A 16,022-nucleotide genomic window follows, 5' to 3' on the forward strand; every position below is an offset into this window, starting at 1 on the left:
TCATGGGTATGACCATAACAGAAAAAAATATGGCTCGTCACGCAGGGCTAGCAGAAGTAAAAGCAGGTCAAATGATCGAGTGTCAATTAGATTTCATCTTGATGAACGATATTACATTTCCACCAGCGAAAAAAGAGTTTGAAAAAATCGGTAAACCTGTATTCGATGCAGACCGCATTTACTTAGTACCAGACCATTTCACGCCAAATAAAGATATTAAATCTGCTACACAAGCGAAAGTGATGCGCGATTTCGTGCGACAACATAAGATTACGCACTATTTTGAAGTAGGTCGTATGGGCATTGAGCACGTATTGTTGCCAGAACAAGGTTTGATTGGACCTGGGGAAATGATCATTGGCGCTGACTCTCACACTTGTACGTACGGTGCATTGAATGCCTTTGCTACCGGCGTGGGTTCTACAGATGCAGGGGTGGCTATGGCAGAAGGTAAAACTTGGTTCAAAGTGCCAGAAACAATCAAAGTCGTGTTAGAAGGAAAACCAGCGAAATGGATTTCTGGTAAAGATATTGTGTTGGACTTAATCGGTAAAATCGGTGTGGATGGCGCTCGTTACAAAGCTCTTGAGTTCCATGGTTCTGGTGTGCAATATATGACAATGGCAGACCGTTTGACCATCTGTAACATGGCTATCGAAGCGGGCGGTAAATGTGGTGTATTCCCATACGATGCAGTGACAGAGGAGTATATCCAAGGTCGCATTACACGTCCTATTGAACCGATTGCAGCAGATGAAGATGCAGACTATTGCCAAGTAGTGACCATTCAATTAGACGAATTAACACCAGTGGTGGCGTACCCACACCTTCCTTCCAATACGCATTACATGAAAGATATTGTGAAAGAAGACCGCATTCAAATCGACCAAGTCATCATCGGTTCTTGCACAAATGGTCGCTTTGAAGATTTAGAAATGTGTGCAGAAATTTTTAAAGGTCGCAAGGTGGCGGACTTCGTGCGTTGCATCGTGATCCCAGGGTCCCAAGATGTATATAACCAAGCTGTAAAAGCAGGCTTAATGGACATCTTTATCGAAGCAGGTTGTGCCGTAAGTACACCAACTTGCGGTCCGTGTTTAGGTGGTTACATGGGTATCATGGCAGAGGGCGAACGTACCGTATCTACCACAAACCGTAACTTCCGTGGTCGTATGGGACACGTGGACAGTGAAGTATATTTAGCAAGCCCCTATGTGGCGGCAGCAAGTGCAGTAGCAGGGTATTTAGCAAGCCCTGAGGAGGTATAATATGGCAGACTTTCAAGGAACGATTTGGCGCTACGGCGACAATGTAGATACAGACGTAATCATTCCAGCGCGCTACTTGGCGATCGCGGATATGGCGGAACTAGCAGAACATGCTATGGAAGACATTGATACTACCTTTGCACCGAATGTGAAAGCTGGTGAAATTATGGTAGCTGGCAAAAACTTTGGTTGTGGTTCCTCTCGTGAACATGCACCAGCAGTGATTAAAGAAAAAGGCATTTCTTGTATCGTAGCAGATAGCTTTGCTCGCATTTTTTTCCGCAATGCTATCAATATCGGTTTGCCTGTGATCGAAATTGGTGAGGCTGTGGACTGTATTCAAGAGGGTCATGAAATTGCTGTGGAAATAGCCACAGGTGTTGTTCATAATGTGACTACCGGTGAAAGCTACCAAGGAACGGCACTACCACAATTTGTGCAAAATATTGCCAAAGCAGGTGGATTGGTAAACTTTGCAAAAACAAGACAAAACTAATATATCTAATAGGAGGCCCTAGGCAATGCTACTATTGATTAGCCTAGAGGTATTCCCTATAGTATGGATACTAACTAGGTAGAATATCTTGGTATATTGTAGATGTGTAGAGACTTTTAAAAGAGGAATACTATGAGTGAAAAACAAATTGTCCTAATTGCTGGCGACGGCATTGGGGAAGAGATAACAAATTCGGCGCGTGCCGTGGTGGACGCAGCCTTTGCCAAAGCTGGTGTAACAGCCAACTGGATTGAGAAAAAAGCGGGTGGTGCGGCCATCGATGCCTTCGGTGAACCATTGCCACAAGATACCATCGATGCATGCCAAGTAGCAGATGCTGTATTATTAGGTGCTGTAGGCGGTCCTAAATGGGATGATGTAGATCCATCCATCCGTCCTGAAAAAGCCATCCTTGGTTTGCGTAAAGCATTGGGTTTGTTCTGTAACTTGCGGCCAGTGAAAATTTACCCAGCATTGCGTGAATTTTCTCCGTTAAAACCAGAATTAGTAGAAAATGTTGACTTCGTTATCGTTCGTGAATTAACAGGAGGCATCTACTTTGGGGAACGGGAAGAAGCACAAGGAGAAGGCCCAACAGAATTTGCTTGGGACAAAGAGACCTACGCTCGTTATGAAGTGGAACGCATCATGGACGTAGCAGTGGAAACAGCACGTAAACGGTCTGGCAAAGTGGTGAGCGTAGATAAAGCTAACGTATTGGCATCTTCTCGTTTATGGCGTAAAATTGCGAAAGAAAAAGCAGAGGCAAACCCAGACATCAACATGGATTACTACTATGTAGATAATACAGCCATGCAACTGGTGACGAACCCAGGTCAATTTGATGTGCTAGTGACAACGAATTTATTTGGAGACATCTTGAGCGATGAAGGAGCTGTTATCTCTGGCTCTCTTGGCTTATTGCCATCTGCCTCCATTGGTACAGGCACTTCTTTGTATGAACCAATTCATGGATCGGCACCAGATATTGCAGGACAAGGCATTGCCAATCCACTAGGAACAATCTTGTCTGCTGCCATGATGTGTCGTTACTCCTTGGACTTGCCAACAGTAGCAGACTCCATTGAAGAAGCGGTGACAGCTGTTCTTGATGCGGGATACCGTACAGGCGATATGTATCGTGAAGGATTCACGAAAGTAAATACTCAAGGTATGACTGACGCGGTCATAGCGCACTTAGGGTAAGCGTTACCTTCTGGGAAAATCCTTTATATAGCAAATGAAAGAATGCCATATACTCCTCCGTAAATTTACGTTCCACTGAGATTTACTCCGGAGTATATGGCATTCTTTTTCGTTTGTGTAAGTTAGATTTCCATCTATATAAGCATTGCCTAGCCTAAGTGCGCTATGGTGGGGCTCTAGGGGACGAATAAAGTGGGATAAAAAAGAAAAGCCGAGATACATCCCGGCTTATATTGCAAATAAAGTATATCCATGGTGGGGAGCACCATCTTTATGGGCCTCTCTTTAAAAATGATAACTCATTTTATGGTGGGGGTGCACCAACAGTAAAATCCCTCGCTTTCAGAATGATAATTCATTCTATGGTGGGGATCACCAACGATAAAGTTCCGCACTTGTAGATATACATTTACAAGTCAATCCTATCACAGAAGTATAGGCATGTCAACTAGAGTGAAGATCTATTTATCCATCGATTTTCGCACTATTTCTTGTAAAGCCCCATAGCCTTGTGCCTCTAGTTCTTCGAGGGGAATGAAGCGGAGGGCAGCACCGTTAATGCAGTATCGAAGGCCACCCATATCTCTAGGTCCATCTTCAAAGACATGACCTAAGTGGGCATCACCAATGCGGCTACGCACTTCGATGCGGGAATGGCCAAAGAGGCTCTCATCCTGATAGTACCGAATGACATCGCTGTTGATAGGCTTGGCAAAGCTAGGCCAACCACAGCCAGAATCAAATTTCTCAGCGGAAATAAACAAAGGTTCTCCCGTAGTTACGTCTACATAGAGGCCAGGGCGGAACTCATCGGTATAGTGATGGGAGAAAGGCCTTTCGGTGTCACTTTGTTGGGTTACTGCGTAGGCTAAAGGATCCAATTCACGTTGCAGCTCCTCGTCAGATTTTTTCGTATACCCATCTTCCTCAATGAGAGGCTCATAGGCTTTGGCTACATTGATATGACAGTATCCACCAGGATTCTTGTCTAAATAATCTTGATGATAGTCTTCGGCAGGGTAAAAGGAATCGAGGGGCAGTACTTCAATGGCAAAGGGTTCACGATAGTGCGAGTTGGCTAGGGCTAAGAACTCCTCGATAGTGCTTTTATCATCAGGGTTTTCATAATAGATGCCACTACGATATTGAATGCCCTCGTCTCCACCTTGTTTATTGATACTGAAAGGATCCACTACCCGTAAAAAATATTGAATGATTTGGGACAGGGATATGGTTGCATCATCGTAAGTCAATTTTACAGTTTCTACATGACCACTGCCACGGCAGACCTCTTCGTAAGAAGGGTTGGCATGATGTCCGTTGCTATAGCCTACAGATGTTGTTACAATGCCAGGAATGCGTTTGAAATAGGCCTCTAAGCCCCAAAAACAGCCCCCAGCGAGATAGATAATTCGTTGCATAGTATCCTCCTTTATAGTTGGACGTAATCTTCTATCAGATAAAAAGAAAAGCCGAGACATGACTCGGCTAACTAAATTCTAGCATAGGTGTATTCAGATAACAAGGGTATTTTATAAGAAAGTTCATAGGTATAACAGAAGGAAACTTGATCAATAAGAGTACTAGCGTATGAGACGTCTATGAATCATAAAAGGGGGTAGATGTATATTCTAGTTAAGTTTTCATGTACTTTTGTGTATAATAGACTACATATATTAATGTTAGGAACAGGAAAGTAGGAGGGTTAACCATGGCAGATGAAAGAGTTACAGATCTACAGTTGGCACACTCTGTGCTAGGCTATACAGGTGTACCTGGTGCCTATGCCTATGAAGTGTTGCAGAACTTGCTTTCAAAATATATAGAAAAAGGGGGCTCCGTGGAAGGGCAACAGATTGAACGGTGTCAAAGCCATCGTGAGCTCGTACAGGCTGTTCATGAAGGGCGCATCGATTATGCTATATTGCCCATTGAAAACTCTATCGTTGGAGAAGTGAGGGACAGCACGGATTTAATCAAAGATAAGAACATTCACATCGTTGGGGAAGTGCGCCACCGCATTAGTCATAGTTTGCTAGGCGTACCAGGTGCTAGCCTAGATATGATTCAAGAAGTGTACTCTCACGAACAAGCCCTCATGCAATGCTCGCAATTTTTGGCGACGCACAGTTCCTGGCAATTGGGACCGATGAACAATACCGCTATGAGTGCGAAATATGTAAGTGATACACAGGATGTGAGGAAAGCATGCATCGCCAATGCATCTGCTCAAGAACTATACGGCCTAACTCTGTTGGCGCCAGACATTGCAAATTTTAAGGAAAACTTTACACGATTCTTCATCATCACCCATAAGGACGTAATGATTCATGATGCACACAAGTTGAGCATCATCGTACAAACGCCGAATACACCAGGGGCACTGGTGAAAGTCCTACGAGTTTTCGAGGACCACCAACTGAACATGGTCAACATCAAGTCACGACCATCCATGCATACACCGTGGGAGTACTTTTTCTACATCGACATTGAGGGGGAAGACCGCGAAGCAGACCTACAACAAGCTTTAGCAGAAGTACGAGAGCTTTCCAATTATTTACAGGTCTTAGGGCATTATAAAATCTATGATGTACTGTGAGATTCTAATTGGAATTTGAATACCAGCATAAGCAAAAGTCGCACAAGAATACATGAAAAAATTATTGAGTTACTTCTGCAATGGATAAATAAGTGAGTCTAAAACAATAGTATCAATCATTTTTTAGTAGTACATTTTAACGTACTGTGGTAGTATTAATCATAGGATAGAATAACGCATTATTTTTAAGCTTATCGCATCAAATTTAAGGGGATAACAATCAGTAGAACGGAGGGATAGTATGACAGAATTACACATGTATTTAGCGTATTTAATAGCCTGGGCGATGTATCAGTTGTGGTCCATCCATAGATGGATGAAATCAGAATCAAAAGAGGAAAAAGCTGAAACTGCTGGTCATGCATTGCAGGATGTGTTAGACTTTGTGTCGCCTAAGGCAGTAGCAATTTTGGCCATGAGTGGAATTATTTTTACGGGGGCAGCAGATGTGTTAGGGGTCTTGCTTGTGAAAGGCTTCATACGTGATCCACAATGGTTAGATTATATGTTACTAGGTCTTGTTTGTGCGAGTATTATAGCGGGAATTCGTTCTGCTGTTGAGGGATATCGCATTGTCTTAAGTGCATCTAATTCTCGTCATCCAGACCTCTTTTTAGTGCGCCATGAAAGGATATTTAAAAAAGGTCGTATAGATATTGAGGTTGTGGTAATTCGGATATTGCATGTTTTATATGCGGGATTTGCCATATATACGATTGTTATTCTTTTACAGTTGTTACATATTCTCTAATAGGGTAGATGTATGTTTTAGAATGACAGAGAATTTCTAGGTTATTATTGGCCAAAGTGCGAATAGTTTGATATAATTAACCTATATTATGTGCAATGCAATTAAGAGGTGTATCCTGTTGTATGGATATGTAAAATCTGGAAGATGGAAAGGACTCTGTCATGAAAATGCGCAAAACGACATCAATGAAGAAGAAAGAAGTATCAACTATAGAGAAAACAAAAGATTCCTATAATGAATTGGTGTATCATTCCAAATCATTTGGGGTCACATCGGTGAATAGTTTAGAGGCAAAAGCGAGAATATGGGGCTTAGATCCAGTGCCTGTGGCAGAGGCTCGTGTCCTAGAATTGGGTTGCTCTATGGGCGGTAATATAATAGGGCAAGCTGTGCATCATCCTAAGGGAACCTATGTGGGAGTGGATTTGAGTGCCTCTCAAATCGACATAGGAAACCAGTTGATTCAGTCCATGGAACTGCAAAATATAACCCTTTTGGAACGCGATATTATGAGCATTGATGCAAGCTTTGGTACCTTCGATTATATCATTGTCCATGGCATTTGGTCTTGGGTACCAGATATGGTGAAAGATAAAATTCTAGAAATTTGTGATGTGAACCTTTCAGAACGAGGGGTAGCCTATGTATCCTATAATGTGTATCCAGGATGGCATCGTTTATCTCAAGTCCGTGAAATGATGAAGTATGCTATCAGAGATGATCAGGACATGGGTTTATTAGAGCAAACAGAAAAAGGGATTGCGTTTGTAGAACAGATAAATTCTTTACTGAAAAAATCTGAGGAAGTAGTACCGAAGCTGAAATGGAAAACAGATAGCTTTGATTCTGCTTTGGCACATAAGAGCTATTACATTGCTCATGAGTATTTGGAACCTATTAATGACCCAGTGTATATTCATGAATTTATAGAGCGGGCTGAAACACATCATTTGGTCTATGTGGCAGATACGGACTTTCAGTTGTCGGCTATTAGCTGGATACAATCAGAAAAAAGAGCTATGATTGACGCCTTATCTGGTGGAGACTGGAATACAAAAGAACAAATCTTAGATTATTATTATGATACGCAGTTTAGACGCTCTATGTTATGTCACGCCTCGCAAGCCCATAAGCTGCGCCATCAAGAAGAGTTTCTCATGAGTACCTTAGATGAATTGTATTTTATTTATACCCGTCGGGTAGAGGACTTGAAAGATACAGAATACAAGATAGAACAGGGTTTAGTGAACGTATGTAAAAAAGGTGGATTCTTTACTGTAGCAGACTATGAAAGGGAGATTAAAGGATTACTGGAGAATGAGGAGTTTCCTAAGGTAGATATGTACAGTATGCTAATTCGTTTCTTATTATGTGGTTTAGTAGCGGTCTTTACAGAAACGAAAGATGTGCAACCATTCCAAGAGGGTATCTCCAGGGTACCTAAAGAGTCAGCAAAGTATGTGGAAACCGTTGTCAATCGCAATGGAAATGAATTTATCAATGTATCAGATCGATTCAACGATAGTATTGAAGGCTTACATGCAGGTCATGTGGTCATCATGAATGCCTTGTCAGATCCTAAGACGTTGGATGAGCTATATACCTTGGCTGACGACGTGCTAACTGTGAATGAAACAAAGGAAGATGGACAAGTAGTTCCATTACAAGGACGTTCTGTGGTGGATGGTATCCTCGCGGATCTCAGTCGTCTTGGATTTTTGCAACATAACTAGTTTTATCTTCGGCCACTATAGATAGTGCACCGAGTCATTACCCCAAAAGAGTTGTACTGCATGTATATATTACATGTGAGTACAGATCTTTTTAGGTGGATGACGAATCTGAAAGCTAGGTGCATGGATAGTGATTTGTATATGACATAGGGGAATCGCATGGCGATTCCCCTTACGCATGGTGTTATTGTAATTTTTCTAATAAGGTTAATAAGAATTTGGACACTGTATCTACTGATGGTAAGTGTAGTCGTTCTTTTGGTGTATGAGCACCTAAGATAGTAGGACCAAAGCTAATCATTTGTGTATGTGGTAATTGTGCTTTCAATAAGCCACATTCAAGACCAGCATGAACGGCTGTTACATGTGGTTCTACTCCGATGACCTCTTTATAGAGTGCGATGGCTTGTTCTTCTAAATGGCTACCGCGTTCGTATTCCCAAGCGGGGTAACGACCTTGCTCGGAAGCAGTGAAGCCATGTACTTTTGCCAATGTCATGATGCGGTCACGTAGGTACGTCAATTGACTCATAGTCAAACTGCGCACGGAGATGAGCACGTCTAATTGCGTACCATGGTCTTCTACGATGGCAATGTTGTTACTAGTATCTACTAATCCTTCTAACTTTTTGCTCATGCCGAATACACCATGTGGTGCTAAGTACAAGAATTGCAAGAACGCTTGTGCTTGTGTATCTGCGTAGATTGTAGCAGGTGTGTCACAAGGAGTGACTTTCACTTGTAGATTTGGATCTTGTGGAGATAATTCGTGACGAATGATCTCGGCATTGGCTTGGATATGTTCTTGCAATGTAGCTGCATCAGCTGGGCGACAAAGAATAGTGGCCTCAGCAAAGCGAGGAATGGCATTATGTTTGGACCCGCCTGTAAAATGGCTCAAAGAAATAGGAGATGCTTGTTGTGCTTCCACTAATAAGCGAGCTAGGATTGTCACAGCATTACCAAGTTGTTCACCAATTTCAATGCCAGAGTGACCTCCGTGTAAGCCGTCTACAGTGATGTGGAATGCACTTAATCCCTCTGGTGTTGGTACGGGGTTCGTTGGTAATGTAAGGTCCAAACGACAGCCCCCGGCACAGGCTACGATAAATTCATGCTCTTGCTCTGTATCAATATTGAGCAAATATTGTCCGTGTAGTCGGTCACCTTTCACAGCCATAGCACCATTCATACCGGTTTCTTCGTTCGTAGTAAATAGACATTCTAAAGGTCCATGAGGGATGGTTGAATCATCTAGCACGGCCAGTGCCATCGCTACGGCGATGCCATTATCGGCACCTAGAGTAGTATCATTGGCGTGTAACCATTCACCGTCCTCGATGAGCTCAATAGGATCCTTGGAAAAATCGTGAGTGGATGTGTCAGATTTTTCTGCTACCATATCGATATGACCTTGTAAAATGATCGGTGGATGATTTTCATAGCCCGCAGTTGCATTAGCACGAATGATTACGTTTAATTCTTCATCTTGTTCTGCGTCTAAACCTCTATCTTTGGCAAATTGCATTAGAAAATCGCTAATGCCTTGCTCGTTGCCAGACTCACGAGGGATTTGACTGATTTCATGGAACCAGTGTAATACACTAGCTGTATACTTTGTATGCGTCATAATTGTACCTTTCTAATTATGGATGAAATATTTAATACATTAACTATACTCCTTTCATTGTAATGGGTCAATATATAGGGAGTAGGGTACTTTCAGAAATGATATTTTCCTAGTGAAAGTGTATGGTGGGGAATGCTATAATACAAGTAATGATTGTAAAGGAGGTTACCACATGAAGGATACAAAGATTATAATGATAGGCACAGGAGGCACCATTGCAGGTACTGGAAATGGGTCTAGTGCATTAACGGAATATAGAGCGGGATCCATAGGTGTGGATGATTTGATGCAAGCTGTGCCAGCCTTGGAGGGGTATGGACCGTTTGAAAGTGTGCAATTCTCTAATATAGACAGTTCTGAAATGAGCCCCTATCGTTGGGTACGGTTAGCACTACTTATCAATGAAGTGGCTGATCGGGAGGATGTTGGTGGCATTGTCATCACCCATGGCACAGATACGATGGAGGAAACTGCCTATTTCTTGCAATTGACGGTGCATACGAAGAAACCAGTTGTGATGACTGGTTCCATGCGTCCTGCAACAGCACTTAGTGCAGATGGTCCTGTAAATTTATTGCAAGCAGTGCAAGTAGCGCGTAGTGAAAGTGCGTGGAATCAAGGGGTATTAGTGGTCATGAATGGCTACATAGATAGTGCCAGAGAGGTGGCAAAGCTACACACTACCGATGTGGCTACCTTTGGAAATGCCCAATTAGGTCATATGGGGTGCGTACAAAATGGAACAGCTTATTTTTACTATACTCCATGTCGTAAGCATACGAGTGACAGCGAATTTATTTTACGTGAGGAAGTGGAATTGCCATCCGTAGGGATTGTGAATCTTTATGGGGGGATGGATACAGAAATACTCACTATGGTAGCAAATCGATCACAAGGGTTAATTGTGGGTGGTTTTGGCCATGGCACATTGCCACAGGGTGTTCGTGATACGCTCAAAACAATTACCATTCCCAAAGTGCGGTCATCCCGCATTGGAAATGGTATTGTATCTAGCAATTCATCGGATGTGAAAGAGGGATTGATCGTTAGCGATTCCCTGTCGCCTGTGAAAGCTAGAATCTTATTGATGTTAGCGTTACAACAAGAACGAAGTCGAGAAGATTTAGAGAACGTGTTTGCACTCTATTAAATCTTCTATTGTTGTGCTATGCAGTCTACGGCGGTTTAGGTCAATAGAATAGTAGCAAAATAAGCTCGTACTATTTATAGATCCAAGGTAGCTGCGTTCTCTAATGCTGTTTCAATGGCGGATCGTACAGCTTTCGCTAAGGTGTCGCCAAATTGAGAGAATGTGCCTGAGTCTGTGAGGAGTTCTCCGTTCGGGTCGATGGTCATAATGATGCCGTCTGTGGATGTGCCTGTGGCAGGTTGTCCAGATAGGATGCTAGTAATCCCCTTGGATTGGAGTGCTACGGTTTTGGCTTCCGTTATGGTTAGCAATGATTTTGTGAGAGCCCCGTCGGTGAGGGCGCAATTGGTAAATACTAATAGGTTGATGGTGCCTCCAGCATGGAAGGCGCCATCTTTTTCGTAGTAGGTATAGCCATCACCTGCTCGATGCGCTGTTTTTTCAACGCCAGCGGTGGCAATGACTTCGACTATGATGCTTCCCTCTTGTAAGCATACATAGGCATGTCGATCCATAGAGGCGCTAGTCAATAAGGCTGTACAAAAATGAATCGGTAGGTCTTGTTGTACGCATTCTTTTGCTAAATAAGCAGAGGTGGATCCACCAGGCAATTCACTTTCATCGTTGACGAAAAATGTGAGTTGTTGATTGCGCACTGCCATGACATGATGCAAGCCACCGTTGAAAGGACTTGTGCTGATGGCATAATAGGGCATGTCATAGGTCACAGTGATGGCGGAATTGTGTATATCGACATAGCCACCACTACGTAGTGTAGACGGGGCAAGATGTGAGTTTTGAGTTGTCATGAATCCTCCTATGGTTGAATCTATGGCTAGGGTGTTACGTAGCTCCCTAAGGGTGTAGTAGGGGTGTCTAATCTGGATGTAGGTTATCCCCATCTTTCTAGGAATGTGGTGAAATGTTGTAGAACGCGATTCCGTATGGATATAGGTTCCAAGACCGTCACCATAGCGCTGAGGGCGAGTATATTTTGATATATATCATCTTCATCGAATGGATAATAGGTGATATTCAGATGATAGGTATGATCTTGTAGTTCATCTTCGTCATCGAGTATAGTTTCCACTAAGGTAGTTTCCTTTGTATAATCGGCAAATAGATGATAGGCCCGCTCTAGGGCATTTTTATCGTTCGTTACACGTAGTTTGAGGGTGATCGCATCCTGTTCGAGTAACTCTGTGAGTATGGTGTAACGGTTGGATACAGTTTTGTCTTCGCGAAGGCAGACACTTTGTATATCTTTCACAGGGACATAGATGTATTTGCTTTCATTGAGCAATCCTAACAGGTGATAGTCCTCGGTGTTGGCAAAGTATCGCAAATGACAAGGGGTTACCATATGGTTACCATCTGTGGTAGCTATTTCTACCGTATGCGACTCCTCTATAATGGTACGGAACAAGGTATGCGTTATTTCTAACGTATGGGCATCGATTTGCGTTGCTGGTCGAGTAGATTGATAGTTCTCTAGGATCGTTTTGAACGTTTGGTGAAAGGGATGTTGTTCCATAGCAGCTTTTAGTTTATCTCGTACAGATTGTGATAGGAATGGGAATACCCGTTCATCGTGGATGAGTAAATACAGTGCTAGGACCTCACGGTCTGTGAATAGATAGGGTTCTGGCATGTGTGGAATAAAATAAGGTTGTACTTTTCCTGCTTCGGTACTAGGGTGAAAGAATAACTCAATGATTTTTTCTACTATGTCCGCAGCACTGCCATTGTCCATTGTATGTTGATAGTCCTGTAGCAACCAAGCAGTGATTTCTTGAGGGTCTAAATGATTATATTCTACTTTTAAATCATCACAATTCAAACGATCTACATAAATGAAATGGAGAAGTTGCATGAACCGGATATAATAAAAGGTATAGGCACCGACTGAGGCGTGGTCTGGATTCGTATAGGATTGGAGAAATGGATTAGGATTCATAATGGGATACGATACTCCTTACTCTAGTTAATACCAGGTCTTGTAATGTTTTGATAGGGTCTCTTTGTAAGTCCTCTTCTGTGAGGGGTTCTCCCGTGGAGGTGGCAAAATGAAGATAAGGTCCCCATTGATAGAGCAATGGTAATACTGCAGAAGGCTCTAGGTAGGTGACTTTTACGAGAAATGGACAATCTTCTGTTGAAACTTCGTGCATGCAATCAATGGATAGACGCTTCGTACGAAATTGATGTAAGGCTTGTTGTAATTCCGTCCCGTTATAGGGGGAGGAATGAAATGCGAAGTACACCGTATAGGTAGTAGGTGGTTTAGTCTGCTTTCGTGAATGCGGTGTAGATGGGTATAGGTCGATGTGATGTACGGCATCTAATGAAATTGGCGACATAGGGCGACCATGCTTGCTGGTGCTGTATATGTATTCTCTAGAATCATTTCGATGTTCTTCGAGGTTATCTATGTGCACAATCGTTTTAGTGGTGTGTAATTTGGAAGTGGATTTAGGGTTGCTCCGATCAATGGTTGTTACCGTGGTCCATGTATTCATGCCGGCTAAGAAAGACAATCGTTTGTCATCCAGTAGTGTTTTGAAAGGAGGCACTTGGCGCACCAAGATAGGGGAAGGTACTTGTGGCATTTGCCCAGAATTGATATCACTGAGGATATCTTCCGGCGCATCATCGTCTAAACTTCTTAGGGATAATTTAAACTGTACATAATGAGCATAGGATGAGATAGGCGATAGATATTTTTGAAAGTCTAAGGCATAGACTAATTCTTTCCGCTCTTCTTCGGTGAGATTGGATTCACTGATAGGGTTAGGTGTGATATCATAGGCATCTTTGGTGGTAGGATGAGGAGCTATGACTCCCATTGCTTGTAGCGTACCGAAGGCACTGTCGAAGAGTTGAGTACTGTTAATTATGGACTCGTTGCTTGCATCTTGGGTCAACAGTATATCTTGGTGAATAGATGTTAAGTACCGTCTTAGTTTTTTTGTTGTTAATAGGGCTTCATCCTTGTTGGCGGTATCTAAATGGCTAGCATAATATGACAAGGGGTATTGTAAGCCATTTTGATAGGTATTTATAGCAGTATCATCTTCACCAACATCTTTTGTAGCGATTAGATGGTATAGCAATAGACTGCGACGAAGGTCTGTAGGCAACATTTTGCGTACTGCATGGGCAAAGGCTAAGGGATTTAGGTTATAAGGAGAATAGCTTAGACCAGGTAATGTTAATAGCTTAGCGCGACCATAGGAAAATTCGTACAGTGATTGGGGAGATAAGGCATCTATAAAAAAATGAGCTTGCTTTGTTTTTTCCTGATAGGAAGTACCTTTAAAAGGATGGAAATCCTTATCTGCACTTTTATACACCCCACCTTTAGCGATTAAATTTAAGAATCGGTAAAAGCGGGATTCTGTTTCATCGCTAGTAGCAAAAAAATTTGTGTTCCCTGCCATGTGAGCTCCTTTCAGTGTATCTGTAGTTAGTGAGCAATAAAGTCTGTTAGTATATAGTTATAGTACCATAAAATGGAACCTAGGGGATATTGATTTTAGTATATTTTATATATCAATGGCTAATATAGTAACTATCGGGACTTTTATAAAAAGTAAGATTTGAGATGAAGTATACTATGTTCACGAGGTAAGACGAAAGGAGATGAGAACATGGAATTAGAAGTATACATAGAATGGTAAGAAGTGTGAAGTGGTGATATAGGTGAAAGGAGATGAGAATATGGAATTAGAAGTATACATAGAATGGTAAGAAGTGTGGTGTGATGATATAGATGAAAGGAGATGAGAACATGGATTTTGAAATAGATGTATATATAGAGTGGTAAGATAGATGGGTAGTGATATAGCGAAGGTGGTGATAAGATGAGCTTGTATGTATTGTTAGTGTTGTAATAGTAAAAGTAAGAAGTATAAGAAATGTGTGTTGTAAAAAGGAGAAATACTATGTTAGAAATGCAATATGTATGTGAACCATGGTTTGTACAAGATGAGGAAGGATATTGGGTAGAATTGTTAGATGATGGATATTGGGAAGGTGTCGTAGAGGTGTAAGTATTCAGAAAAGTATATTGTTGATAGTGTGAATATAAAGGAGGATGTCATGTATATAGACGTATTTGCTTCTGCAGAAGTGTATGACCCATGTGTGTAAGTTAATAGAATAGGAAAGTAGAGATATGTATGAAGTATAAAGGAAAGTGTCGAACTAGATAGCTCGTTACCAGAATGGCGGTAACGGGCTTTTTTTTGTATAATGAATATATTGGATTAAGGAGGCGTGTACCATGGAAGAAAGTCATTTTTTTGCTCTTTTAGGGCGTATGAAATATATTCAACGTTGGAGCTTGATGCGTAATACAGAAGTAGAAAACTTGCAAGGTCATAGTTTAGAAACGGCTATGATTGCTCATCAATTGGGAGTACTACGTAACACATATTTTAATGGTACATTGGATGTGAATCGCTTGGCAGTGCTTGCCATGTACCATGATGTGAGTGAAGTGTTCACTGGGGATATGCCCACGCCAGTGAAATATTTTAATCCTAAATTGCGTGCTCTCTATGGGGAAGTGGAACAGTTGGCCAATGAAACCTTATGGCGTACGTTACCAGAACCGGTGCAACCAGCCTATGAGGAAGCCTTAGTATCTGTTCCAGAGGAATACGAAGTACTTGTGAAAGCAGCGGACACTTTATCAGCATTCATGAAATGCGTGGCGGAAAAATCTGCTGGCAATAATGAATTCAATGCAGCCTATGATACGATTCACGAACGATTAGTACAGATGCAATTGCCAGAAGTAGATCTATTTTTGAAAGTCTATGTGCCTAGTTTGACTAAGTCTTTAGATGAAATGAATGTATCCTTTGCAAAATAAGAAGATAAGAGGAATGTGGATATATCTGTGAGATGTGTTAGCGATATGTAAATACTATAAAGTTGATGTTAAGATAGTACAAGAAGGTCGGCTTATAATCTGCTACAGGACGTATTAGATAGTGCTATACATTATATATACTCCATAGCTAGGTTAATATATGTCAAGCACAAATTAATTTGTCATAAAAAATAACTAAACATAGGCGTAATTGGAAATCAAGATAGTATTAAGTCATAAATTTATCCTGTGTATAACAAGCTTCATCAAAAGAGTACTCGTAACGTAACCTATGTACTTCATAATCAAT

Annotated in this window: 13 protein-coding genes; 8 read left to right on the plus strand and 5 right to left on the minus strand. The window is 41.7% G+C overall.

What is annotated here, in order from left to right; translation table 11 throughout:
- Window positions 1-2: 2 nt before the first annotated feature.
- From leuC to leuB, 3 genes are all read left to right on the plus strand, one after another.
- On the plus strand, window positions 3-1,268 hold the full coding sequence (gene leuC / locus EO125_RS03840; protein WP_127135659.1) for a 3-isopropylmalate dehydratase large subunit: 1,266 nt from the start codon (window positions 3-5) through the stop codon (window positions 1,266-1,268).
- 1 nt (window position 1,269) lies between these two features.
- On the plus strand, window positions 1,270-1,764 hold the full coding sequence (locus EO125_RS03845; protein WP_127147736.1) for a 3-isopropylmalate dehydratase small subunit: 495 nt from the start codon (window positions 1,270-1,272) through the stop codon (window positions 1,762-1,764).
- A gap of 132 nt (window positions 1,765-1,896) precedes the next feature.
- On the plus strand, window positions 1,897-2,970 hold the full coding sequence (leuB, locus tag EO125_RS03850; protein WP_127147737.1) for a 3-isopropylmalate dehydrogenase: 1,074 nt from the start codon (window positions 1,897-1,899) through the stop codon (window positions 2,968-2,970).
- 461 nt (window positions 2,971-3,431) lie between these two features.
- On the opposite strand, the gene msrB is transcribed toward leuB, so the two are convergent.
- Window positions 3,432-4,391 (minus strand): peptide-methionine (R)-S-oxide reductase MsrB, encoded by a 960-nt coding sequence (gene msrB / locus EO125_RS03855; RefSeq protein WP_127147738.1) that lies wholly within the window; start codon window positions 4,389-4,391, stop codon window positions 3,432-3,434.
- Between the two features lie 290 nt (window positions 4,392-4,681).
- Between msrB and pheA the strand changes: the two genes are divergently transcribed.
- The 3 genes from pheA (at window position 4,682) to EO125_RS03870 (ending at window position 8,053) form a co-directional block, all read left to right on the plus strand.
- The gene (gene pheA / locus EO125_RS03860; RefSeq protein WP_127147739.1) at window positions 4,682-5,569 is read left to right on the plus strand and encodes a prephenate dehydratase; all 888 of its coding nucleotides are present in this window, start codon (window positions 4,682-4,684) and stop codon (window positions 5,567-5,569) included.
- Between the two features lie 241 nt (window positions 5,570-5,810).
- Window positions 5,811-6,320, plus strand: coding sequence for a hypothetical protein (locus EO125_RS03865; RefSeq protein WP_127147740.1), 510 nt, complete (start codon window positions 5,811-5,813; stop codon window positions 6,318-6,320).
- 161 nt (window positions 6,321-6,481) lie between these two features.
- Window positions 6,482-8,053, plus strand: coding sequence for a methyltransferase regulatory domain-containing protein (locus EO125_RS03870; protein ID WP_127147741.1), 1,572 nt, complete (start codon window positions 6,482-6,484; stop codon window positions 8,051-8,053).
- 184 nt (window positions 8,054-8,237) lie between these two features.
- Here the strand turns inward: EO125_RS03870 and EO125_RS03875 are convergent, their stop codons facing one another.
- Window positions 8,238-9,683 (minus strand): aminoacyl-histidine dipeptidase, encoded by a 1,446-nt coding sequence (locus EO125_RS03875; RefSeq protein WP_127147742.1) that lies wholly within the window; start codon window positions 9,681-9,683, stop codon window positions 8,238-8,240.
- Between the two features lie 172 nt (window positions 9,684-9,855).
- Here EO125_RS03875 and EO125_RS03880 point away from each other — a divergent pair, with 172 nt between their 5' ends.
- Window positions 9,856-10,833 carry an asparaginase gene (locus EO125_RS03880; RefSeq protein ID WP_127147743.1) on the plus strand — a complete coding sequence of 326 codons (978 nt, stop codon included), beginning with the start codon at window positions 9,856-9,858 and terminating at the stop codon, window positions 10,831-10,833.
- 74 nt (window positions 10,834-10,907) lie between these two features.
- Here the strand turns inward: EO125_RS03880 and EO125_RS03885 are convergent, their stop codons facing one another.
- From EO125_RS03885 to EO125_RS03895, 3 genes are all read right to left on the minus strand, one after another.
- Window positions 10,908-11,642, minus strand: a complete 735-nt coding sequence (locus EO125_RS03885) for an adenosylcobinamide amidohydrolase (RefSeq protein ID WP_127147744.1) — start codon at window positions 11,640-11,642, stop codon at window positions 10,908-10,910.
- A gap of 83 nt (window positions 11,643-11,725) precedes the next feature.
- Entirely contained in the window at window positions 11,726-12,790 is a 1,065-nt protein-coding gene (locus EO125_RS03890) for a hypothetical protein (protein WP_127147745.1), read from the minus strand.
- Window positions 12,780-14,273: a hypothetical protein gene (locus EO125_RS03895; protein WP_127147746.1), complete on the minus strand. Its 1,494-nt coding sequence runs from the start codon at window positions 14,271-14,273 to the stop codon at window positions 12,780-12,782. The genes EO125_RS03890 and EO125_RS03895 overlap by 11 nt, the downstream gene beginning before the upstream one ends.
- A gap of 845 nt (window positions 14,274-15,118) precedes the next feature.
- On the opposite strand from EO125_RS03895, the gene yfbR reads away from it, so the two are divergent.
- Window positions 15,119-15,712, plus strand: a complete 594-nt coding sequence (yfbR, locus tag EO125_RS03900) for a 5'-deoxynucleotidase (protein ID WP_127147747.1) — start codon at window positions 15,119-15,121, stop codon at window positions 15,710-15,712.
- The last annotated feature ends 310 nt before the right edge of the window (window positions 15,713-16,022 follow it).

This window comes from Veillonella sp. VA139 (genome assembly GCF_003992005.1).
Classification (GTDB): Bacteria; Bacillota; Negativicutes; order Veillonellales; family Veillonellaceae; genus F0422.